The organism is Spiroplasma kunkelii CR2-3x, assembly GCF_001274875.1.
GTDB classification, from domain to species: domain Bacteria; phylum Bacillota_I; class Bacilli_A; order Mycoplasmatales; family Mycoplasmataceae; genus Spiroplasma; species Spiroplasma kunkelii.
The window spans coordinates 341,782-364,923 of the sequence record NZ_CP010899.1 but is presented as its reverse complement, the minus strand read 5'-3'; the positions used below and the strand labels follow the sequence as shown (position 1 = coordinate 364,923).

Sequence of the window (23,142 nt, the reverse complement as noted above, 5' to 3'; positions counted from 1 at the left end):
CCTTTTTTATATTAATCGTACAAATTTCATAAAGATAATTAATAAAAAAATATTTGTTATTGTACTATACAATGCAGGATTAAATTTTCATACCTCGAATATTTGACTAAAAAAACTATATACTGTCTCAAAAACCTTGCCAACACCACTCGCCAACTCGTTAACTTGCTTAACTCCCGGAATAGTATTAACAATCCAAATCACCGCATTTTTAATATGTGCTTCAAAATCTCATCAACCCTTAGGAGTTATATATTGCACTTGAAATCATTGTTTATCAGGGAATAAACCACCACTATTAATTTCTTGTCAGTTATAAATCCCAAAATTAAAATCATAATAACGATACATATCATTTTCTTTTTGTGCTTGCAATTCAAAAACATTATAACCGATTTTTTGTTCTTCAATTTTTTTATATTGCAAACCATATTTATTTTGTAAATCACCACCAAAAACATAACCAGAATTTAACTTAATATCATAATTATTAACAACCGAAAAATCATAATTAAAAACACTACCATAATTATTAATGGTATAAAACCGATTTTTAAATGCTGAATATAATTTAATATCTAATTGCTTATATTTATCTGAAAAATAAAAATATCGTGGATAAATTTTAAAACCATTATTTACTAATAAACCATATTTTTTATTATATCCTTGTACATAAGTATTATTTTCTAAATCAAAAATCGTGCGTAAATAATTAGTATAAAATTTCTGTGAAATCTTAAACATACTATTTAATAATTTATCAAATTGCAATTTATCATTAATATTTTCACTCAATAAAATATTATTAAAATTTTGTAATTTTAACGCAAAAAAGTTAACTAAAACAGTATCATATTGTAAATTATCAATATAACCATTTTCTATAAATGAACTACGATTTTGAAACACTGGCACCAATGCACTTGCAAAAAACGACTGTAAAAACTTAAATAAATCAAATTGACCGTTAAACTGTTGATAATATCTTAAATCTTTATTATTTAATGATGAATAAATTGAACCATTAAAACTAAAAACTTGACCCATTCCTGTTCGCATAAAATTAAAATTAAAACTTAAATCATCACTATTAACATTATTTAACTCTAAACTACCTGAAATAATTGTATTTGCTTCATCAACAGTTAAAATCATCCGATAAATTGCTTTTTTAATATTTTTAACATCTAATTCATCAACCGTCTCAAAATCAAAAATTATCCGCTTTGTTCCAACCATATTCGGATTTTCATAATCAGCACTACCACCTTGTTGAACTCTAATATTTTCTTGCAAAACAGCAGTTAAAGAATAATCAATAAATTGTTTTACAAAATTTTGTTGATAACTATTTCAATCAGTAATTTCACCAGTACTAGAATTTATTTCCGGTAAATTTGGTTCACCAACGCCATCTCAACGATAAATGTTAATATATTGATATTTTCAATCTATATATTTTCCAATTCATTTTATAATTTTAAAATCATTTTCAATTTTAATAATACCAATATAATTTTTATTATCATTATTTTTTTCATCAATAAAATCATTAGCTAATTTTCAATTATCTTGTTTTAACTTAACTCTTGGATAACGATTTTCTTTATAGCGGTCAACATTGTCGACAATTTTTTTAGATACATCATACATATTATATTTAACTGCAAAAGCATAAATAAAATCAGTTAAATCATTCAAAAAATTCTCCTTTTTAACATCATAAAATTTTTCGACCATATATGTTTTTTTTCAAGTATCTCACATTTGATAAAAACTAAAAAAAGATGAACTTGGTTTATCATAAACAACTCCCGTTGAATAACTATCTTGTAAAAAATCCAAATACCATTTATCATTAAAAGATAATTTCTTTGATGTTTTCAAAGTTGGATTAATAAAATAATTTGTTTCTGACCAATTTTCAAAAAAACTACTGCGTAAAAACATTGTATTAATAAAATCAGTTTCATTAATACCTTTATTAATACTATTCTCTTGTTTAAACGTATAATGCTTCTCATTTAACGGTCTAAACGCCGTTAAAGTAATAAATGGAATAACCAAACCTAAAAAACTTAAAATAAATATGGCAAATAAAGATAACGATTTTTTCATAAATTCAACTCCTAACTATACAATGTTTTTGAAACAATAAACCCAACAATATATAAACTTGATATTGTTAACATTAACGGATGACTAAACAAAATTGCCATTCTGCCAAATAATCAAATCAACCAAGTATCAGAATTATATAAATCCATAATAATATTTTTTGCTGATGTAAATTGATTAATAATAACAGTAATAAAACCAGTTCCAAATATAGCGATTGCCGCCACCAATAAAACTAATTTAATCATTATTTATACACTCTCCTATATCCTTGTTCTCTTGTTTTTGCTTGTTTTGCTAAACTTGATAATTGTTTTTTATTACGATTAATTTTAAATTGTTTACGCTCTTTAATATGTTTTTGCATACCTTGTTTAGTATCAGAAACACCGCGAGCAGTAGCAGAATAAATATTTGACACCCCCATTTGTACTGTTGAACCTAAATTATTATACTGTGTTGATGTGCCGTGAATTGCGTAAATTGATAACTTAATAACCATAAAAAAGATTAAAAAATAAGCAATCGACGTATTTGTCATCGGTAATTTTGTATTTCAAATTACATCAAAAATAAACAAAAATATATCAAAAACAAAACTAAAAATCTTGTCTCAATTACTATTATTATTTTCAACTAATAAATTAACCATCTTTCCTATTTCCTTTCTCTTTTTTAGGTTTTAAATTCTTTTTCAAAATATCAATATCAAATAACTCCAATCGTTTTTTAACACTTAATTTTGTAATTTCCGACCAATAATATTCTTTTTTATTAACAATTTCATCATTTTTTAAATCACGCACAAATTTTAATCATTGACTATCATACTTATTGGCAAATTCAAGCGGAATAATTATTTTAAAAAACCGAATTCCTAATCCAACATCCGACTTATGTTTTACTCGTTTACCTTCTGCTGTTCGTTCTACTGATTTTGTTTTTCAAATTTCATAATCGGTTATATCTTGGAAAATTCCAATTCGCATAATAAAGAAACGATTAAAAAAATTAAATCCTTTTTTAGCAACAGGTTTTTTTAATGAAATTGGAATAATAATTCCACTTGCTAACTGACGAATATTGTTTCAAATCATACCCTCACGCTGAGCAGTAAACAACGCACGATTACCAAAATGCCTCGCTAAAACAATTCACGGTATTTTACCACTATGAACTTTTTTCTCATCGTGAGGACTAGTTCCATCAATATACAAATAACTTTCATCAAATAAAATAACACTATCATCGGGTGGAACTGGTTTTGTTCTATCAGTAAAATCTAAATTTTTAAATGTTAAAACTTTAACTTTATCATCTTCTAACGGATAATTACTATAAATTTCATCTGTCAATAATTTCATAGTTTGCGATAAATAAGTTAAAAGTAATGTTTTACCAGTTCCTAATTTACCAATAATTACCGACAACGGATTATCTCAAATAAATTGAACTAACCGAAAAGCGTTTAACTGATAAAAAATATTTTTTCATAATCATCACACAAAATAAAGACACTGCAAAACAAACAATAATCAGAATACTAAACCAATATAATTTAACGAAATTATTCAAAGTAATAAATCAATTAAACTAAACAAAATCATTGAACCGCTAATATAACAATAATTTTTTAAGAAAAATATAAACTTTTTCATTTTACCTCCAATAGTTATTTATAATTAAACTAGTATTATTATGGTTTTCTCTCCCCACAAATCAAAAAGAAGAGCGATAAAAATTAAGAAAATTTTAAAAATAATTTCAATATTATTGCCTATTATTGGAATTATAAACTTTTTAATCAATCCTATCGGGAAATTAATTACTACAATTAATTTTGTAGAATGAATATTTAAAAATATTAGTCAAATAAATGCAAAAGAAATATTTTTTACAACATTATTTATATTAATAATTATTGCATTCATAATGAAAATATATATTACATTCAAAAAAAGATTTTAAAATTTTGTGGGGAGAGAAAACCATAATAATAAAATTTAATTATTTAAAATACCCAACTATCTTAAAAACCATTCACAAGAAAAACCAAGTTAAGAACAAAATAACAATTCAAATACCAACCATCAAAGTTAAATATTCATTTTGTGTTAAATTTCACATTGTAATAGTTTCAACATTTGTTTTATCTATAAACAAAAATATATGAATAAAAAACTCTTTTAATTTAATTCAATCATTTTGCATATTTAAAAACTCCACATTTTTTGAATAAGTTTAAAGAACATTCCAAAAAACAAAACAATAAATAACACAAACGATATAACATATAAAAACTCAGGGGCATTTGCACCAATAATATAACTAACAAATTGAACTCAATAATCATATAAACTCATTTAATTTAAATCTTCCAAATCTTTAATTAATTGTTGCTCTTTTTCAACAGTTCAATTTATTAAATTATTATTTTTATTATTTGCTTTTACTTTTTTAGGTTCACTTAAAAATAATGCTTCTTTCATTTTAGTAAAATAATTTTGTTTATATTGATTATATAAATTGATTAATTCTGTTCCAGTTAAATATTTTCAAATATTTCGCTTTAAATTTTCATCATACTTTATAATAGGATAAGAATTATCATAAATCAAACCGATTGCTACTTGCTCTGAATGTTTTTCACTCGAATAAATAAACTTATTACTCAACCAAAACCCAATATGACGATTATGATTGGGTAAATTAATAAAACTTGCTTTATCTGTTTTAAAAGGGATAAATTCCTTACTAATAAAATAATTTTCTACATTCTGATTTTTCTTAACAAAATTACTCAATTTTATCAACTCCTTCAATTTGTCAATATTGAATTAATTTTTCTTTTTCAACATCAAAATCCACCTTAATTTCAAAAATATATTTTATATACATAATAATCAGAAAAATGATAAATATAAAAAGAAATACAGATATAATAATTGCAAGTACAAAGCATGGAAAATTTTTATCATTTCAACACAATATTGAAAAATAAATAAATAAACTTAAACAAACAGAAACCAACAATATACCAAAAAAAAGAATTAAACTCAATAAAAAAATATCTTTAATAAAATCTCTCTTTATTTTTTTATATTCCTTAGTTGTTTTAAATATCGTATCCATAATATAATCTCCTAACTAAAATATTTGTTTAATAAACAATGTTATAAATAATGTTTATATAATGTTTATTTATTGTAATAAACACTGATTATTAACAATGTTATAAATAATGCTAATATATTGTTTATTTAATGTTTAATAAACACTGTTAATAAACATTGTTAAATATATAAAATAATAAAAATTGGCACACTGAAAATAACTATTAATAACTTTAATAGTAAATATAATAAGTTCATTTTTCTATTTAATAAATTCATTTTTTACATCAAATCACATATAAAAACTAGTGTGCCACAGTTAAAATATATGATAAATAATAAATACTAAAATCCTTTAACCATAACACGGAAAAAATTTAATACTTTAATAATCAAAAAAATTGCAAACGGAATTAAAATAATTCACGCATCGCCTAAAAAAACCATTATCTCAGGTAAAATATTTGTTATACCTTCTTTAACTTTTCATAATGCACTAGTTAAACCAGTTCAAATACCAGTCATCCCCTCAGTCATAGTTTTAGGTGTATTTGCTAAAAAATTAACCGCCGTTGTTAAATACATACCTAACATTATTTATTACTCTCCTTTCTTTCAATTTCTTTTTTTTCTTTTTTCTTTCCTCGAATTTGTTTAATTTTTTGATAAATTGATAAACCAATTCAAGCAAAAATCCCTAATATAATAACAACACTAAATATTGTTGTTAATCAAGTTGGCATAATATGACTCCCTTCTAAAAATTAAAAAATTGAAATTTGCAAACTCGCTCCGCTCGTTGTCGCTTCGCTCCATTAAAAAACATTATTGAATAAATTATCCGCTAATAAATTACGCGGGATAATTTATTCTTTTACTTTTTAATTTCAATATCTTTTGCAATCTTATTAGCAATATTAATAACATTATCTTTACCATACTTTTTCACTAGCGACCGCAAAATAAAATATTGCTTTGTTTGCATAATTTCAACTCCTTAATTAAAAATATTAAAAAAAATTTACTTTCCAAAACTGTAAAAACCAAAAATACAAAATGTGTGTGGTTTCTATATTTTCTTGGAACACCACTATCTTTGATTGCTTTGCTAATTAATTCTTCATTTCCATAGATTTAAGCAGTGTCAATATAACAATAACCATTTTGTAATGCGGTAATAACAGCTCGATAAACTTCATGCTCATCAGTCATTTTATATGTACCTAACACAATTAATGGGATTTCAACACCATTAAAAAGTTTTAATTTCATTGTTAGTGTTTTCATTTTTATTCTTACTTTCCGTGTGTTGGCCTTTACATAATTAAAATTTTAATTAAAATCAATAACAAGGAAAACAAAATTAAAGTTCTATTAACAATTAATTTCAAAAATTATTAAAAAATATCTTACTTCTAAGATATTTTTCTTTTATCGTCATTCATTTTAATCTGTTGGTTGTTCTAACTGTTGCTCATTTAAAATTTTTTGATATTGACTATGAATTTTATTATGTGTGGTATTTAATTGTTCAATATTAGTATTAAATTTTCCAAAATTTTTCGTAAACTCTTGTCAACGCTCAACTCAACGATCAAATTCTCCTTTTATTTTTAATAAATTAGTTTTAATAACTTCAATATTTTGATTAAAAGCAACTTCACGCATATGTTTTTCTAAAACAAATAAAATTGCTGATAATGTTGTTGGTGAAGTAACTCACACCCGTTTTTTAAATGCAAAAGTAATAATATCATCTGGAAATTGGCCATAAATAAATGCGAATAAATCTTCGGAAGGAACAAACATAATTGCACTTGAAATTTCATTTTCAAGATTAATATACTTAGCAACTTCATTAATTCGATCTTTTAAATCTTGTTTAAAAAGATTTAAATATTTATTTTTAATTGCGGTATCACTTGTTTCTAAATATTTATTATAATTTGTTAATGGAAATTTCGCATCAATAGCAATGTTTTCTTTTGCTCCACCAGTTTTAACTAATGCATCAATAACAGTTCCTGTAGGCAATTTATATTGGCGGTCTCATCCTTGATTACCTTCACCATACATATCACTTAAAACTTTTTCTAATAAATATTCACCTAAATTACCTCGTTTTTTATTATTTAAAAAAATATCATTTAAAGTTTTAACTTTTTCTTCAACTTCTTTTAATGTTGTAGTTGATTCTTTTAAAACTTTTAAATTTGATAAAACATCAGTAAATGATTTGGAAATAATTTCACCTTGATGGTTTAAATTATTTTTTAAGTCAGTATCTTGCTTTGACAAGTTATTTTGAAAATTACTTAATCCTTCATTTAAAATTGTTAAGTTTTGATTAAATTTAGTATCATTTTTAACTGAATTTGTTTGAAATTCACTAATTAAAGTTAATAATTCTCTTTTTTGTTCAGAAAGTTGATTTTGTAATCCTAATCATTGTTTCTCTAATAATTCTTTTGATGCTTGAATATCTTTCTGTAATAATGCAGAATCATTATTTACAAGCGATTTTTTATGTGTTTTTACTAAATAAATTATTAGAAAAGTAACTAAAATAACTAAAATAATTACTAATAAAACATATGAAATTGTTGTCATTGTATTCCCCCTAAATATTTTAATGTTTTATTGTGTTCCGCAATAATTTTAATTATAGCCTGTTCAAATAAAAAAATAAACTCATTAATCTTATGAGTTTATTTTTCTTTTTATTCAAATGTAATATTTAATTTATAAGCTGGAATTTTTGTCATTAAAGAAGCTAAAGTATCAGAAGCTGCTAAAATTTTTGAGCCTGGTTTAGCCTCAATAGTTGCGCCTTTACCATCCTCATTAAAAGTTAATCAAATTTCATTATATCAAATCTCCTGATATTGATCAGCAAATTGTTTTCCTAATAGCTTTGTAACAAGATCATAACGAAGTTCGTTTTCAGTTTCTTTTGTATAAATCTTATCTAATTTAACAGGGATTAATTTTTCTGTTGGTTTAACATTATCTTGCGTTAAAAACTTACGTGGTGTTGTCTTGACTGTAAAATTAGCAGTTAGTGTTGAATGATTAATAACATGCTCAACTTCCGTTGTAACTTTTAAAGTCCCTTTCCCATTATCTTGATTAATTGATATTTCAATTCCACCTTCTAAAGCTCCCATCATTGCTTTTAACATTGCATCTTTATATAAACTTGCGAAACGATTTCGGTCCCCAACAAACTCCATAATTCCTGCTGCTATATTCATTGTTGTACCTTCAGGGTCTTTTTTATAATCTTCTCAGACTGCATCAGCGATATAAATATCACCAATATTTTTTAATGGAAATGCTTGCGAAAATGTAATTGGTTCATTAACAATTACAACTGCTGAACCAGTAAAATTACCACCTGGTTTTGGCGTAATTACTCATTGACTAATTTCTTGATCAAGATTTATTTCAATATCAGAAAAAGTAAAATTTGTTCCATTTAAACTATTAACAACAGTTAACACTTCATCGACGGTTAATTTTCTACCAGAACCATTATCATATGGCAATGATGTAAAAGTAATAATTTTACTAATATCATTTGTTGTTCATTTTAAATCAACTTTTTTTGTTAAAAATGGGCGATTTGGAACATCTGGTATAAAACGAATAATTGCTGTTTTCATTCCTGGCGCTAAATCAACTTCTAAGTTATCAACATCATAACCTGCTTTTTTTAAATTTACTTTAATAGTACCAACAGTTGGTATTCCTGTTGTATTAATTTCACCCCCAGTTTTAAGACTATGACATGAAATTGCTGTCCCAACAATTGGGCTTGATAGTGATACTGATGCTAAAATCATCATTAATTTTTTCATTATTTTATTCTCCTTTGTTTTTCAATAATTTTTATTACATAGTTAATATTAAAATTAGTTTATTAATTTTAAAAAGATTATTTTGTTAAAATTTTGGTAATAATACTTCCCTGTTGTGGTGGGGTTGTTTCCTTTTTAAAAAGAATTAATCGATATGTTTTAATAATATTTGCAATAATAAATGAAATAATAATTATTTTTTTTAATAAAAAAATAACTAATATATTAATTCGATACCGCATAAAAAGATACGATTCCAAAATATTTAAAAATAATGTTAGATTAAAAAACGGATTAAAATAAATTAAATCATTAATTTTATACCAATAAATTAAATAAATACGTAATAATATGACTAAAGAAATAAAAAAGGTAATAATAAATAAAGCATAAAAGAAATAAAACGAAATTAAAATTGATTGATAAAGTTGAAAATAAAACTGCGTAAAAAAACTAAGTAATCATGTTATCGTAATATTTCAATAAATAGTGTATGATAATCAAAAAATATTCGCTAATCATAATAAAATTACAATAACATTAACTTTTAAAATATTATATCATTGTAAGATGATCCGTTTATAATGTTTAAAATCACTTAAAATTTGGATTAAAACAGCTAACAAAAAGAAAAAAGCACCCGTTATTAAAACAATATAAGTTAAATTTAATAAAATACTAACAAATGCTCAATTTGTAAAATGTGGAACAAAACAAGGTAAAAATAACGAAATTCCAAAATATAAACTAAACAAAATAAAATATATATTAAAAAATACTTGAAAATACTTTTTGAAATCTGTTCTCATTTTAATCACCCACACATATTTCCTTTTATTTTAAATTATATCTTTCGTTATATTTAATTAAAAATCTTATTGTGAACCAATAATTAAAATAATTATACCGTGAAAAGTTTTAAAATTAAAATTAAAATTTTATTTTTTAACATATAATTAAAAAGAGAAAAGCTTATATTTTTTACTAAATTCCTATTTAATTAACAACAATGAAATAAAAAGCGAGGAAACTATATGCAACAAAAAAATAACATCTTTTTTATTAAAAAAAAATGAAATATTTATTTTTTTGCAATTCCATTATTCATAATTTCTCTTATTAGTTTAGGAGTTCTCATTGCAACGGGATGATATCAAATTGAATATAAAATTGCTGTTGAACTTGCAAAACCTTTATCAAATGAATTTGTTAAATATTGAGTCCGTTTTTATGATCAATTAGGAAATACTGAAATCGTTATTATAATTATCATTTATCTAACAATATTATTAGAAACATGGTTTTTGCTTAAAATAAAACAAGAAAAGCAAAAATTTATAAAAAATTATTGGATTACTGTAATCTATTATTTCCTAGCCATAGGAGCATGACTTATTGGTAATATTGTTAATTTAGCCTTAATTCCAAGTCTTGACGAAGGCTTTGGACCTGGAATTGACTATCTTCTATTTGATAATTATAAGTATAAATTAACAAGTGCTATTTTAGTTTTTATTTACCAATCATTCTTATTAGGAATTGGTCTTTATTATGTTCGCTATCGGTTAGTTTTAACTAACCGTTTGTTAACAGAACAGACATGAATAAAAGCAACTAAAGGATTAAGTTTTTTAATTAGTACATATATTATTATTGTGATTTTAAAAGGTGTAACACATCGAATCTATTATTATAATGCTATTTTTGGTGATTTAATTGATGCCCATCCTGAATTCTTAGCTGCTTATCTTAAATCGGGTTTTCATTTTGGATATAACTTAGGTAACGGTTATTTTAATAATATTCCATCAGAATGACAATATCCTTGGTGGAAACCGCCAATTAGTTTATTTAGTAATGTTAATATGCCAACATTTAAAACCCCATGAGAATATGCTTTCCCAAGTGGTCATATTAATGCTACATATTGTACTGGCTCAATTATTCTTTTATTTTTAAAAAATAAACAGAACAATAAAATTAACTGAAAAATAAAATTATGTTTTATTATTTGATTAATTCATGTTTTAGCAATGAATTTTGCTGTTGTAATGGAAAGATTCCACTGGATTTCTGACACTGCATTTACCTTTATTTTTTCAACTGTCATGATATTAGTTGTTCATTTTAGTATTAATAAAATTTTTACAAAACACTTAATTTAAAAAATGGACTAAAATGAAAAGGTTTAGATGCTAATAGCATCTAAACCTTTTCATCGTGAAGAATTATATTTTAAATAATAACAATTATCTTATGAATTAATTAAATGATAAGTATCTTCACAAATCATTACTTCTTCATTTGTTCGCATTGCATAAACAAGAACATCTGCTTTTGGAGTTGAAATTAGATTTTCCGTTTCATATGACCTTTGATTTGCTGACAAAGATAATTCTAAGTTTAATAAAGTAACTTCATTAACAACTAATTGGCGCATTTCATCAGAATTTTCGCCAATTCCAGCGGTAAAAACAATTGCATCTGGTTTTGTTTTTAAATCATTAGAATAACTAACAATATATTTTGCAATTTTTTTTGCACTCATTAACAATGCTAATTTACTACGTTGATTATTCGTGCTACTTTTAAAAACATCACGTAAATCAGATGATACTCCCGAAATTCCTAATAAATCAGATTCTTTATTTAAAGTATTAGTTATTTCATCTAATGTTGCACCAATTTGATTTGCAATAAATTGGTGGATTGAGGGGCCAATATCGCCACTTAGTGTCCCCATAATTAATCCTTCTAATGGGGTTAAACCCATTGAAATATTAAAACTTTTACCATTTTTAACTGCACAAATTGAAGCACCATTGCCTAAATGACAAATAATTGCATTAACTTCAGTAAATGGTTTTTGTAAAATTTCAGCTAATCGTTTTGTAATATAACGATAAGAAATGCCATGAAAACCATAACGACGGAGTTGATAATTACTATATCATTCATAAGGAACTGAATATAAATAATTTTCTTCAGGAATTATTGTATGAAATGAGGTATCAAATACTGCAACATTTGGAACATCAACAATCTTACTAAAAGCTTCAATAGCAGCAATTGCTGGTGGATTATGCAGCGGAGCTAATGTTACCATTCGTTTAATTTCTGCAAATACTTCATCGTTAATAATTATTAATTGTGTAAACTTTTCACCACCATGCACAATTCGATGTCCAATTCCTTGAATATCAGTAAAATCTTGAATAATATAATGTTCTTTTAATTTAGCGATTAAAATTTTCGCTGCTGCTTTATGGTCTGGAAAATATTCTTTTGTTTGAAACTCCTGACCATTAAATTTAAGGGTAAAAATTGCATCAATGTTAATTCGTTCAACTAATCCTTTGCAAATTACTTCATAATTTTTTGCTGAATCAACTTTATATAATTGAAATTTCATCGAACTACTACCCGCATTGATTAATAAAATCATTTTTTTTCCTTTCTAATCATTTGATTTATATATACATAAATATGGTGTCACTAAAACAGTATTGTAAATATCATTAATAGTAGCACCAAGTGATAAATCATTAACTGGGGGGGTCTAATCCAATAACAATTGGACCAATTTCTTCAAATCTCCTTAATCGTTGAGAAATTTTAATGTCCAATGTTTACCGCATCCAAATTTGGAAAAACAAAAATATCAACAGGTGCTTTTAAGACTAATGACGGCGCTTTTTTATTACGAATAGCATCATCTCACGCGGTATCAAATTGAAACTCACCATCAACAGAACAATTTTTTAAATTCTTTGCTTGGACAAGTTCATAAAGGAGTACGGACTTTATCAACAGAAGTCCCATGCCCTGAACCTTTTGCTGAAAAAGATAATAATGCCATGTTTGGCTTTTGAAAATCAAAAAAATGACTAGATTCATATTCTAAATAAGCAATATCTGCTAATTCCTCAGCCGGTGGTTCAAAATTCAAAGCACAATCAGTAAAAATATAACGTTCATTATTCCGAACCATTAAAAAAACGATGAAACTAATTTTACACTTGGTTTTGCTTTAATAATTCGCAATGCTGGACCAATAATATCTTTTGTATCATAAATAATTTCACCAACCATTCCATCAGCAAGACCTTTTTTAACTCATAAAATTGCTAAATAATTACATTCACGAACTAATTATTTAGCTTCTGATAATAAAATTTTTCCTTTTCGTAATTTAACAAAATATTCTGCTAATTCTGTTTCATTTTGCTCTTCAGAAACAATAACTTCCTTTTGTAATTCATTAATTGTTGTAGGAACTTCTGCTCGTGTTGCAAAAACAAGAATTGGCGTAATATTTGTACTAATTAATTGTTTCGCTACTGTTTGAATTCGTTCAGAATTTTCTTCTGGAAAAATAATTTTTATTTTGTGAGAAAAGATATTAATTTTTTCAAGTATGTTTTTTAATTAATTAAAAATTTTCCTATTTTAATTGTTGAAGTTTTACTATATCAAGGACAGTATTTCAAGTCCCGTCATAATGCACAGCACTGCCAAGATGAAACGCATCACAATAATGACTAATTTCGCGATAATTAATCAAATTAATACTACTACCTCCTTGAATTTGAACACCATAATTCCGAAGACTTTGTAAAGTTACTAAATTTTTCATAATTGGAGTTATTCCACCTTGGGTTAAAACTATGATAATTCCTAATTAAACTAATTGTTGAATAGCAGTAATTTTATCTTCAATTAAATCAAAAGCTCTGTGAAAAATAATTGATAATGGATATGCTAAGGAAATTAATTCTTTCATTCGTAATAAATCAATTTGATGCGTAGGTGTTAAAATACCGACCACAATACCTTCTGCCTTTGTTATTTTAATATAAGAAATATATTTTTTAAGTTGAAAATATTCATTAGCCGAACAATAAAAATCAGCATCACGGTGACGAACCATTACCCGAATAGAAACTTTAATTCGTTCAGTACATTCTTGAATAACTGCATAAGATGGTGTTAACCCTCCGCGCGATAAATCAGCACATAATTCAATTCGGTCAATATTTCCAGCTTGTTCAATAATTTGGCATTCTTCGTATTTTCTTGCAATAACTTCAATAAAATTTATTATTGTTCCCCACTAATAAATTTAATGCGATTAATAATTCCATTAATTTTATTATTATATGTTCCTAACTTAATATTTAATAATAAGACATTATTAGTTTTTAACAAATTAGCATAATCTTTATAAATACCAGAAAAAACAGTAATACTAATTTCGTCACTTTCATCATAACAATCTAAGAATGCCATTTTATTGTTGTTTTTATCAGTAATTACTTTTACTCGCTTCACGAGAACTAAAATATTTGTTGATCCTAAACTTAAACGCAAATTACTAATTAATGTTGTTTTATCTTGGTACCCTGCTTTTTCACGAATATATTTTAATGGATGATTAGATAAATAAAATCCTAAAAATCCATATTCTTTTTCTAGACATATAACTTCATCGTTTGGTTCTATTACTAGTTTTGGTTTTTCAGCTAATGAAAAATCAACAATTAAATTTTCATTCTCTTCTTGCGTTTTAATCAACTCAATATAAGTAAGAATCCGGTGGTAATTATTAAATAAGGTAATCCGGTTCAGCTTAAAAACATCTAATGCTCCAGAAAAACATAATGCCTCATAAGTTTTTCTATTTAAGCCTTTCTTATATAAACGAATAAACAAATCATATAAATCCATAAACATCCCATTAGTTTGATACTCTTGGGCAATTTTATTAAAAAAAGCAAAACCAATTTGTTTAATAATTAATAATGGAACACAAATTTGATTATCAATTGTATGATACTGTCGATATGGAGCATTAATATTTGGTGGCACAATTGTTAAATGATTCTTTTTTGCTAAAGCAATATAATCATTTGTTTTATGTTCATCCCCAATAACATGTGTCAATAAACTAGCTAAAAACTGGGAAGGATAATTTGCTTTTAAATAGGCCATTTGATAACCTAACAATGAATATGCAACTGCATGGCTCCGATTAAACCCATAGGAAGCAAATTTATAAATTAATTCTCAAATTTCTTGTGCTATTTTTTCAAAATAATGATTTTTAACAGCATCTTCAATAAATTCAGTTTTCATTTGGCTCATAATTGATGCATCTTTTTTCCCCATTGCACGACGAAGCACATCAGCTTTAGCTAGTGAAAAATTAGCAACTTTTTGAGCAATTAGCATAACTTGCTCTTGATAAACAATAATACCATAAGTTGGTGCTAAAATTTCAGCTAGACGTTCATCAATATAGGTAACTTTTGCCAATTTTTTTTTTCGTTTAATAAACAAAGGAATATTATCTTGTGGACCAGGACGATATAACGAAGAGGTTGCAACAATATCTTCTAATTGGTTTGGAACCATATCAACTAAAACCTTTGTCATCCCTGGTGATTCTAATTGAAAAATCCCTTTTGTATCCCCTTGCGCTAATAATTGATAAGTTTTTTGGTCATTTAATGGTAAGGTGTAAACATCTAATTTTACTTTTGTTTCTTGGTAAATATTATCAATCACATCATGTAAAATTGTTAAATTTCGTAATCCTAATAAATCCATTTTTATAATTCCCAATTCTTCTAAATAATTCATTGAATATTGTGTTTGATAAATTCGATTATAGCCTTCTTTAATTGGAATAATTGTTTGTAAGCGTTGTTGTGTTAAAACAACACCTGCTGCATGGGTCCCTGTTTGACGTGGTAAACCAATAATTTTTTTTAAATGCAAAAACACTTGGGGGTATTTCTTCTGATAAATTTCAAAAATAATATTAGCATTAATTGCTTCTTCATAATGATAATTATATTCTAATTGAACTGCTTTGCTCATTTTATCTGCTTCTTCAATTGAGATATCAAAAATTCGACAAATATCTCGAATTGCCATTTTCATCCCAATTGTCTGGAAAGTAATAATATGAGCAACATGTTCACTACCATATTTTTCAAATAAATATTCAATAACCATTTCTCGTTTATCATCTTCAAAATCAATATCAATATCTGGTAAACTTTTTCTCTCTGGATTTAAAAATCGCTCAAAAAGTAAATTATAAGCAATTGGATCAATTGTTGTAATATTTAATAAATAACTGACAAGACTACCAGCAGCACTACCGCGGCCAGGACCAACAAAAATATTTTGTTGTTTTGCATAACGAACATAATCTCATACAATTAAAAAATAATCATTAAAACCCATTTTATTAATCACCGTTAATTCATAAGTTAATCGTTGCAGATATGTTGTTTTAGAACCATTAATTTTTTTTTGTTTTAAGGCTGTTTGACAAATTTCTTGTAAAAAATGTTGTGCGGTCTTCCCTTCTGGGGTTGGATAACGTAATAAATTATCAAAAATAGTACCTTTATGCAAGGGAAAAACATCAATTGTCGTAATAAATGTTTTAATATTGTCAAAATATTGTTGATAAAGGGGTGGGGGGGGAACTCAACCATATAAATCTTTCATCTTACTTTCTTTAAATAAAGTTTGTGTTTTAATTGTATCAACAACTTTATAAGCAGTAAAATCTTCACTTGTAAAATATTGTACTTTATTATTTCAAATAATTTGTTCATTTGCAACTAATGCTTGCAACGATTCTAACAACAATAAATTCCCATTATTAATACCTAAATATAAATCCGTTCCAACTTTTAAAATTTTTCTTAGCGTTTGATATAACTCAGGTTGATAATTATCTGTTGTATAATTAATAATAATCTTAACATCTGTTGTTAAAAAATTACTAATTTCCTCTAATGTTACATTTTGCTTATTTTCAGTATTAATCATTATTAAAGATGAAATTTCAACTAAATTAAAATAACCATTTTGATTACGAGCAAATAAATTCATATTATAAGGAATATCATTCAATAAAATAATAACATTTAAGCCAATAATTGGTTTAATTTTATTTTTTTGACAAAGCTGACAAAATTCATAAACGCCAAACATATTATTATCACAAATTGCCAATGATGATAAATTAGTTGTCATAGCATAATTAAAATATTTATCAAAAGTAATTAAAGATGATAATAAACTATAACTTGTTCGAACATTTAAATGGGGAATTGTCATCATTGCTACCTCACTCTTCTATCATTGTAGCGAAAAAAAATAAAAACCACAATTATGGCCTAATTTTATAATTTAATTGCAATAATAATAATTATAATTCATATATTATTTTAATATTTTCATCTTTAACATCACGAATAATTGAAAATTCTTCATCAATTAATATTGTTTCTTCTAATAAGTTTGTTTGTGATTGTTCTGCTTTTTGTAATTCAAATTCATTAACTAATTGTTTTGCTACTTCTTTCTTTTTTTGAAAAAAACTAGTTTTCTTCTTCATAAATCACATCCTTACCAACCACATATGTTGTTATATTTTTTTTAATTATAACATCAATAATTTCTGTTCACATTAAATTATTTTCTTGAAATTCTGCTTGTTTTAAACGTGGTTTTGTAACAGGATTCATTGGAACAAATAAACTACAACAATCTTCAAACGGTAAAATTGATGTTTGATAAGTATCAATTTGTTTTGCAATATCAATAATTTCATTTTTATCAAAACACAATACTGGCCGCAAAATCGGCAATGTAGAAACATCATTGATTGTATTAATACTTTCAATTGTTTGAGAAGCAACTTGTCCTAATGATTCTCCAGTAATAATTGCCTGACATTTTAAATCTTTAGCTAATAAATTAGCAATACGATAAAACATTCTTCGCATAATAATAATTCGATAACTATCATCAGGAATATGTATTAATTCATGTTGTAACATTGAAAAATTAACCACATGCAATCGTTGCTGATTTTGAATAGCATAATAATTTAATTTTTGAACTAAAGTTTTAACCTTTTGTAATGCTTCTTCTGTCGTATGTGGCGGTGTTGCAAAATGTAAATATTCAATATTCATTCCCCGTTTCATTGTTAAAAAAGCTGCAACTGGTGAATCAATTCCTCCTGATAACATTACTAATCCTCGTCCAGATATTCCAAATGGTAAACCACCAATTGTTTTAATTTTATTAACAAAAACATATGTAAATGTTCGGCGTACTTCAACATCAATTTGCAAAACTGGTTGATGAACATCAACTTTAACCTTTGTTTGTTGTAATATTTTTGGTGCTAATTGTTGCTTAATTTCCGTTGATGTCAGTGGAAAAGTCTTATCATTTCGGCGCACTTCTAATTTAAAAGTTGATGGTTGATAATAATTTACAATATTAATTGCACAATTAGCAATCTCTGATAAATCACAAGCAACTTTTTTGGCTAATGATAACGATGATGAACCAAAAACATTTTTAACAATGTTAACAATTTCCATACTAAGCGTTGCATCTAATAGTTCAATAAATAAACGATCAAATTCTTTTTTAATTTGATATTGATTTTCATATCCTGTTAATTTTATTTTAATATTATTAACTAAAACTCTTGTAAAATTATTACGGTTTTTCCCTTTGGTTGTTAATTCTCCATAACGAATTAATATTACATCAAAATTCATTTTATACTCCATTTTCTATATTTTTCCTTGTTCTTCATTAATAATTTTTAACGCTAAAAATAATGAGCCATCATAATCACCATCGCGATAAGCAATCTGAGCATTACGTAACTGGTCATCAACATCATCATTTGTTAAAATAAATTTTTGTGCATAAACTAATGTTTCTTGTGATAATAAATCTAATAAAATATTATTTTTAATTTTTTCAAACAATTTTAAAACTTCTGTTTTCAGGCGATTTAGTTTACCTGTTACTTCATCAACTTCACTAGGATTATTAACATCAAATGATATTCGTTTAATTTTTTCCAAGGATTGTCGATAATTGCTAATTTCTTTTTCATATTTTGTTAATAATTTTTTATATTGTAATTGATTTAAGCGAACTTCAGCTTGTAATAAAACCACTTCTAACAAATGAATTGTTTTTCGAATTTCAGTTTCTGCAAAATTACTTTTTTCAATAATCTTTACAACATTTTCTAATGCTTCTTGGGTTACAACAGCATTTTCTAATAAATGTACTAATTTTTGATTAAAATTAACATAATCGCGACCATTACGATTAATTTCTAAGACTAAGCGGTTGGTATCATGCGTTAAATCCTTTGTTTTTCCCATTGCTTCACGATAAATGCCTTCTTCATGTGCCGTTAATGTTGATGAACTACGTAATGCCTCAATTTGTCGAGAAATTGCATTAAAACTCCGTTCAATTTTATTAATATAATCCATTACAACTTGATAATATTTTTTAAAACATGAAATAATTGCTTTTTGATATTCAATACTTTGATCAAAATCACTAATTTGATTAATAATTTCAATTGTTTTCTTTGTTGCTTTTTTATATTGCAAGTTATCAATATATTTAGAAATTAAAATTTTAGTTTCATCAATCTTTTGGGTTAATTCATCAAAACTATACTTTAATAAATCATTACTACTTTCATCTTTATTGAAAAGAACATATTTATCTTTTAATAAAGAAAGTTTATTTGGAACCACTTTTGTTAACAAGGTTTTAATTTGTGGAATATTGTCTAAAATTTCAACAAAAATAGTTAAGGAAATAGTAATATTGGATAAAATTTGTTCTGTTTTAACAAAATCACCCGCTGTTAAATAATCTTCAAATTCATCAAACATAATTTCAATATTTCGTTCAAAATCACTAATTTTTTTAGAATCTAAAGATACATTCATTTGCAATTTAACTGCATCTTCTAACAATGAATTAAACATTTTCTTATGTGCCAAAATATAATCTCGTTGTAATAATTCAATTCGCAATTGGCTGTTAATTTCATCTAATAACCGACGAGCTTCTTTTTCCAATAAAGTTAATTCTTTTAACAACTGAATAATTTTTTGTACTGCTACTTTCGATATTTTCTTGGATGTTGTTTTATTAATTTGATATAATTTACGAAATACTTCTAAACAACTTATTAATTTTTTCTCATAAATAATTTCATACTTTGTTCGTCAGATAATCAAGTCTTTTGCATAGCGATTATTATAACGAGCAATTTCAGAAATCCGAAAAATTTTATGTTTTAACGGTAATCGTTTTAAAATATCAAATTTTTGTAAAACTTTAATTTCAATTGTTTTTAAATAACGCTTTTGTCCTCACAATACTAATGTTATTATTAATAGTAAAAAGCAGACAAAAAATAAAATTAGTAATGTTAATTTAATTGGATTATTAATAATATTTTCCATTTTGCCTAGCCCCCAATAATTACTATATATCAATTGAATTATAGCACTTGCAAAAGATATTACATTAAAAATTAGAAAAAAATATTGAATTATCCTTAATTTTATTATACAATATTTCCTAGACAACACACAGAGAAGCAGCAGAATTGCATAGTAATGTTCTTAGTTTTTTATTAATTAAAATTTAATGTTAAAGTAACCCTAGCTGTTAGGGCGAAGCAAAAAAACTTCCTTTATTAGAGCAATTCAATGAATCTTTTTGTATGTCATAATGATATATAGGAGGTTTTTTTAATGGCACGTTATCGTGGAAGTATATTTAAAAAAGCAAGAAGATATGGTTTTAGTATCTTAGAAAACGACAAAGAGTTTTCAAAAGGGAAAAAAAGAACAACACCACCTGGTCAACATGGGCAACGTCGTTCAAAATTATCAAACTATGGATTACAATTACATGAAAAACAAAAAGTTTGTTATATGTATGGTTTAACAGAACGTCAATTTCGTAACACTTACAGTAAATCAAAAAAAATGAAAGGAATTACCGGAACAAACTTCTTAATTATGTTAGAATCACGTTTAGATAACATTGTACATCGTATGGGACTATCACAAACAAGAGCAGGAGCTCGTCAATTAGTAAATCACGCTCATATTCTTGTTAATAGGAAGAAAGTTGATATTCCATCGTATAATTGTAAACCTGGTGATGTGATTAGTATAAAAGAAAGTTCACAAAAAAATGTTAAGATTTTAGAAAGTTTATATAGTCAAGTTAGTACATTAGAATTTGTTAAATTTGATAAAACTAAAATGACAGGAACATATGTTCGTTTCCCTCTTCGTGAAGAACTAAATAGTAATATTAATGAAGCACTAATTGTTGAATGATACAACCGTTTAGTTTAAAAAAACATCTCTTTTGAGATGTTTTTTTAATTTATTAAAGTTTTACATATTAGCTTGTTACTCCTAGTTTTTTCAATCTTTTATAGATTTGTTTATTTTTATCACTACTTCACAAACCATATTTAGTATTAAAATATTTTAGTAAAGCATAATCAAAATTAAGATTTACTAGTTGTTTGATACATTTAAAATAATCATTTTTAAGTGGCAAAATAATTTCTGTCACTTTTTGTTTTCAAGCTTGTTTATAAACAATTCCACTATAAATATCATTTAATTCAGGAACAATATAATTATAGATTCCACCTAGCCCACAGGTTTCACCCGGATTTTGAACTGGATTTGGATATTCAACAATTTTAATATGTAAAAATAAATGTTCTAATAAATTACAATAGACTAAATGATCAGCTTTTTGATAATCAAATGGATTTTTCTTTGCATATGTCGGAGTTGATAACATAATTGCTTTATCTTCATCAATATGATGAATATATAATCCTTCACTTCCCCGCGGGATTCCACTTATCTTTTTAGTACAACCAAAATCAGAAAATGAATCTTTTGCAACTGGCCCATATTTTTTTAATAAATAATTAACGCATTCAGCATATGACTGTGATAATAATTGTTCAATTTCAGTTATAGAGCATACCCCCCAAAAAAAATCTTAAAATTAAGAGCGTGTTTTAATTATTATCTAGTTAGTAAATAGTACTTAAATTGTATCACTCAAAAAAAGTTTTAATAAAAAACTCTTTTGAATAATTACTAGGTCCAATTTTTCTTACTGATATTGTTATACTTCTGCTAAAAAAAGTATTTCTTTGAACAAAAAAGGTTTTTGTTAAAATTATTAAATTTTCTTTCAATTCATTTTTAACTAAGATTAATTTCTCGTGTTTGTGTAATAATCCAGTCGCTGCTTTATCAACGGTAGTAATAAAAAAGCTTAGGTTTTATAAAAAATATAAATAAAGTAATTAAATAAAAATTAAATTAATAGCTTATTAGAGCGAATTTTTATTTGCATTATTCATCAGATAGTATCTTTAAAATTAAAAATTAACCTATTTTTCCCTACAAATTAGTTAATTTTTATAATTTCCTTTCTGTGATTTATTATATTTTTTCGGTTTAACAACTAATAATATCATTTTTAATAAAGGTACTATATGATGAATAATGCAATACTAAAACTTAATATTTTGATGCTTAAAGATGGATAACTCATCTATGGAACGAAGCTTTAAAGAAAGTGTGAAAGCGATTGGATTTACTATTCTATTCATTTCTTTAATTCTCGGCAAGATTAATCACTTGTGAAATGTAAGTGCATGTATTTTTTGGTTTGTTTTCATAAAAAGAGTGCTGTTAAACCGAAAAAAACAATATCGGACACTAAAAAAAACAAGAGGGTTCGAACTCCAAAAGGTTATTTTTTTTGTATAAAGTTGTCTAGGGATGGATGAAGCGTAATTAATAACTGGGTAAACTTTTTTTTGTTTATTTCCGCGGGGGGCTAAACTATATCAAAATATTCTATCCTCCCCCTCTCACCCCCAAAGTGAAGCGGGCGGCGAAGTAATTAAATACTAAAATAAATTATCTACTAAATATCAAAATATTAACCAATAAAGGAATATTATGTTTTTTAAAGAAAGGAAAATATTTGATGAAAAGATTAAATAAAAAAATTATTAATAAATTACAAGAATTCTTGCTTGAGCAAATTTTTGAAAACTAGCAATTGTGCCTTTTTTAGTATCTTCACCATATCCACCATGCACATGACAGTCAATA

General features: G+C 25.4%; 23 protein-coding genes and 2 pseudogenes. 2 read left to right on the top strand and 23 right to left on the bottom strand.

The features are described from left to right. Positions 1–6: 6 nt before the first annotated feature. The 13 genes and pseudogenes from SKUN_RS01960 to SKUN_RS01910 form a co-directional block, all read right to left on the bottom strand. Complete coding sequence (locus SKUN_RS01960; RefSeq protein WP_053390638.1) at positions 7–2,121, bottom strand: spiroplasma phage ORF1-like family protein; 2,115 nt, start codon at positions 2,119–2,121, stop codon at positions 7–9. 11 nt (positions 2,122–2,132) lie between these two features. Further along, on the bottom strand, positions 2,133–2,369 hold the full coding sequence (locus SKUN_RS01955; protein WP_053390637.1) for a hypothetical protein: 237 nt from the start codon (positions 2,367–2,369) through the stop codon (positions 2,133–2,135). Further along, positions 2,369–2,773, bottom strand: a complete 405-nt coding sequence (locus tag SKUN_RS01950; RefSeq protein WP_053390636.1) for a hypothetical protein — start codon at positions 2,771–2,773, stop codon at positions 2,369–2,371. Before SKUN_RS01950 ends, SKUN_RS01955 begins: the two co-directional genes overlap by 1 nt. Next, positions 2,766–3,779: a hypothetical protein gene (locus SKUN_RS01945; RefSeq protein ID WP_053390635.1), complete on the bottom strand. Its 1,014-nt coding sequence runs from the start codon at positions 3,777–3,779 to the stop codon at positions 2,766–2,768. The genes SKUN_RS01950 and SKUN_RS01945 overlap by 8 nt, the downstream gene beginning before the upstream one ends. Before the next feature lie 349 nt (positions 3,780–4,128). Further along, a complete protein-coding gene (locus tag SKUN_RS01940; protein ID WP_015988088.1) occupies positions 4,129–4,332 on the bottom strand; it encodes a DUF2649 family protein in 204 nt (67 codons plus the stop codon). Positions 4,333–4,334: 2 nt separating this feature from the next. Beyond that, complete coding sequence (locus SKUN_RS09090; protein WP_015967972.1) at positions 4,335–4,484, bottom strand: hypothetical protein; 150 nt, start codon at positions 4,482–4,484, stop codon at positions 4,335–4,337. Beyond that, positions 4,485–4,925 carry a DUF3627 domain-containing protein gene (locus SKUN_RS01935; RefSeq protein WP_083436085.1) on the bottom strand — a complete coding sequence of 147 codons (441 nt, stop codon included), beginning with the start codon at positions 4,923–4,925 and terminating at the stop codon, positions 4,485–4,487. Positions 4,926–5,579: 654 nt separating this feature from the next. Further along, positions 5,580–5,828: a hypothetical protein gene (locus SKUN_RS01925; RefSeq protein ID WP_053390632.1), complete on the bottom strand. Its 249-nt coding sequence runs from the start codon at positions 5,826–5,828 to the stop codon at positions 5,580–5,582. Then, positions 5,828–5,977, bottom strand: a complete 150-nt coding sequence (locus tag SKUN_RS08205) for a hypothetical protein (RefSeq protein ID WP_083436084.1) — start codon at positions 5,975–5,977, stop codon at positions 5,828–5,830. Before SKUN_RS08205 ends, SKUN_RS01925 begins: the two co-directional genes overlap by 1 nt. Positions 5,978–6,308: 331 nt before the next feature. Continuing rightward, a pseudogene (locus tag SKUN_RS09085) lies at positions 6,309–6,521 on the bottom strand (aldo/keto reductase); the annotation flags it as partial. Positions 6,522–6,680: 159 nt separating this feature from the next. Continuing rightward, a complete protein-coding gene (locus SKUN_RS01920; protein ID WP_053390631.1) occupies positions 6,681–7,844 on the bottom strand; it encodes a DNA recombination protein RmuC in 1,164 nt (387 codons plus the stop codon). 110 nt (positions 7,845–7,954) lie between these two features. Beyond that, complete coding sequence (locus SKUN_RS01915) at positions 7,955–9,094, bottom strand: hypothetical protein (protein ID WP_053390630.1); 1,140 nt, start codon at positions 9,092–9,094, stop codon at positions 7,955–7,957. 77 nt (positions 9,095–9,171) lie between these two features. Beyond that, positions 9,172–9,912: a hypothetical protein gene (locus SKUN_RS01910; protein WP_053390629.1), complete on the bottom strand. Its 741-nt coding sequence runs from the start codon at positions 9,910–9,912 to the stop codon at positions 9,172–9,174. Positions 9,913–10,128: 216 nt separating this feature from the next. Here SKUN_RS01910 and SKUN_RS01905 point away from each other — a divergent pair, with 216 nt between their 5' ends. Beyond that, positions 10,129–11,259: a phosphatase PAP2 family protein gene (locus tag SKUN_RS01905; protein WP_053390628.1), complete on the top strand. Its 1,131-nt coding sequence runs from the start codon at positions 10,129–10,131 to the stop codon at positions 11,257–11,259. Between the two features lie 89 nt (positions 11,260–11,348). Here SKUN_RS01905 and SKUN_RS01900 read toward each other — a convergent pair whose 3' ends face one another. The 9 genes and pseudogenes from SKUN_RS01900 to SKUN_RS01870 all read right to left on the bottom strand — a co-directional run bounded on the left by SKUN_RS01900 (position 11,349) and on the right by SKUN_RS01870 (position 20,430). Then, positions 11,349–12,539: an acetate kinase gene (locus SKUN_RS01900; protein ID WP_053390627.1), complete on the bottom strand. Its 1,191-nt coding sequence runs from the start codon at positions 12,537–12,539 to the stop codon at positions 11,349–11,351. 170 nt (positions 12,540–12,709) lie between these two features. Beyond that, entirely contained in the window at positions 12,710–12,859 is a 150-nt protein-coding gene (locus tag SKUN_RS11205; RefSeq protein WP_268794884.1) for a phosphate acyltransferase, read from the bottom strand. Continuing rightward, a pseudogene (locus SKUN_RS11200) lies at positions 12,795–13,471 on the bottom strand (phosphate acyltransferase). Before SKUN_RS11200 ends, SKUN_RS11205 begins: the two are co-directional and overlap by 65 nt. A gap of 67 nt (positions 13,472–13,538) precedes the next feature. Further along, positions 13,539–13,730, bottom strand: a complete 192-nt coding sequence (locus tag SKUN_RS10270; protein ID WP_235511280.1) for a hypothetical protein — start codon at positions 13,728–13,730, stop codon at positions 13,539–13,541. A 45-nt stretch (positions 13,731–13,775) separates the two neighbouring features. Then, positions 13,776–14,177 (bottom strand): copper homeostasis protein CutC, encoded by a 402-nt coding sequence (locus SKUN_RS10265; RefSeq protein ID WP_268794883.1) that lies wholly within the window; start codon positions 14,175–14,177, stop codon positions 13,776–13,778. Between the two features lie 17 nt (positions 14,178–14,194). Beyond that, a complete protein-coding gene (locus SKUN_RS01885; protein ID WP_235511279.1) occupies positions 14,195–17,239 on the bottom strand; it encodes a DNA polymerase III subunit alpha in 3,045 nt (1,014 codons plus the stop codon). Between the two features lie 88 nt (positions 17,240–17,327). Further along, positions 17,328–17,516, bottom strand: coding sequence for a hypothetical protein (locus tag SKUN_RS01880; RefSeq protein ID WP_053390625.1), 189 nt, complete (start codon positions 17,514–17,516; stop codon positions 17,328–17,330). Next, positions 17,500–18,699: a tRNA uracil 4-sulfurtransferase ThiI gene (gene thiI, locus SKUN_RS01875; RefSeq protein ID WP_053390624.1), complete on the bottom strand. Its 1,200-nt coding sequence runs from the start codon at positions 18,697–18,699 to the stop codon at positions 17,500–17,502. The genes SKUN_RS01880 and thiI overlap by 17 nt, the downstream gene beginning before the upstream one ends. 15 nt (positions 18,700–18,714) lie before the next feature. Beyond that, entirely contained in the window at positions 18,715–20,430 is a 1,716-nt protein-coding gene (locus SKUN_RS01870) for a septation ring formation regulator EzrA (RefSeq protein WP_053390623.1), read from the bottom strand. A gap of 294 nt (positions 20,431–20,724) precedes the next feature. On the opposite strand from SKUN_RS01870, the gene rpsD reads away from it, so the two are divergent. Continuing rightward, the gene (rpsD, locus tag SKUN_RS01865; RefSeq protein ID WP_053390622.1) at positions 20,725–21,339 is read left to right on the top strand and encodes a 30S ribosomal protein S4; all 615 of its coding nucleotides are present in this window, start codon (positions 20,725–20,727) and stop codon (positions 21,337–21,339) included. A 49-nt stretch (positions 21,340–21,388) separates the two neighbouring features. On the opposite strand, the gene SKUN_RS01860 is transcribed toward rpsD, so the two are convergent. After that, the gene (locus tag SKUN_RS01860) at positions 21,389–21,802 is read right to left on the bottom strand and encodes a hypothetical protein (RefSeq protein ID WP_235511278.1); all 414 of its coding nucleotides are present in this window, start codon (positions 21,800–21,802) and stop codon (positions 21,389–21,391) included. Positions 21,803–23,142 lie beyond the last annotated feature (1,340 nt).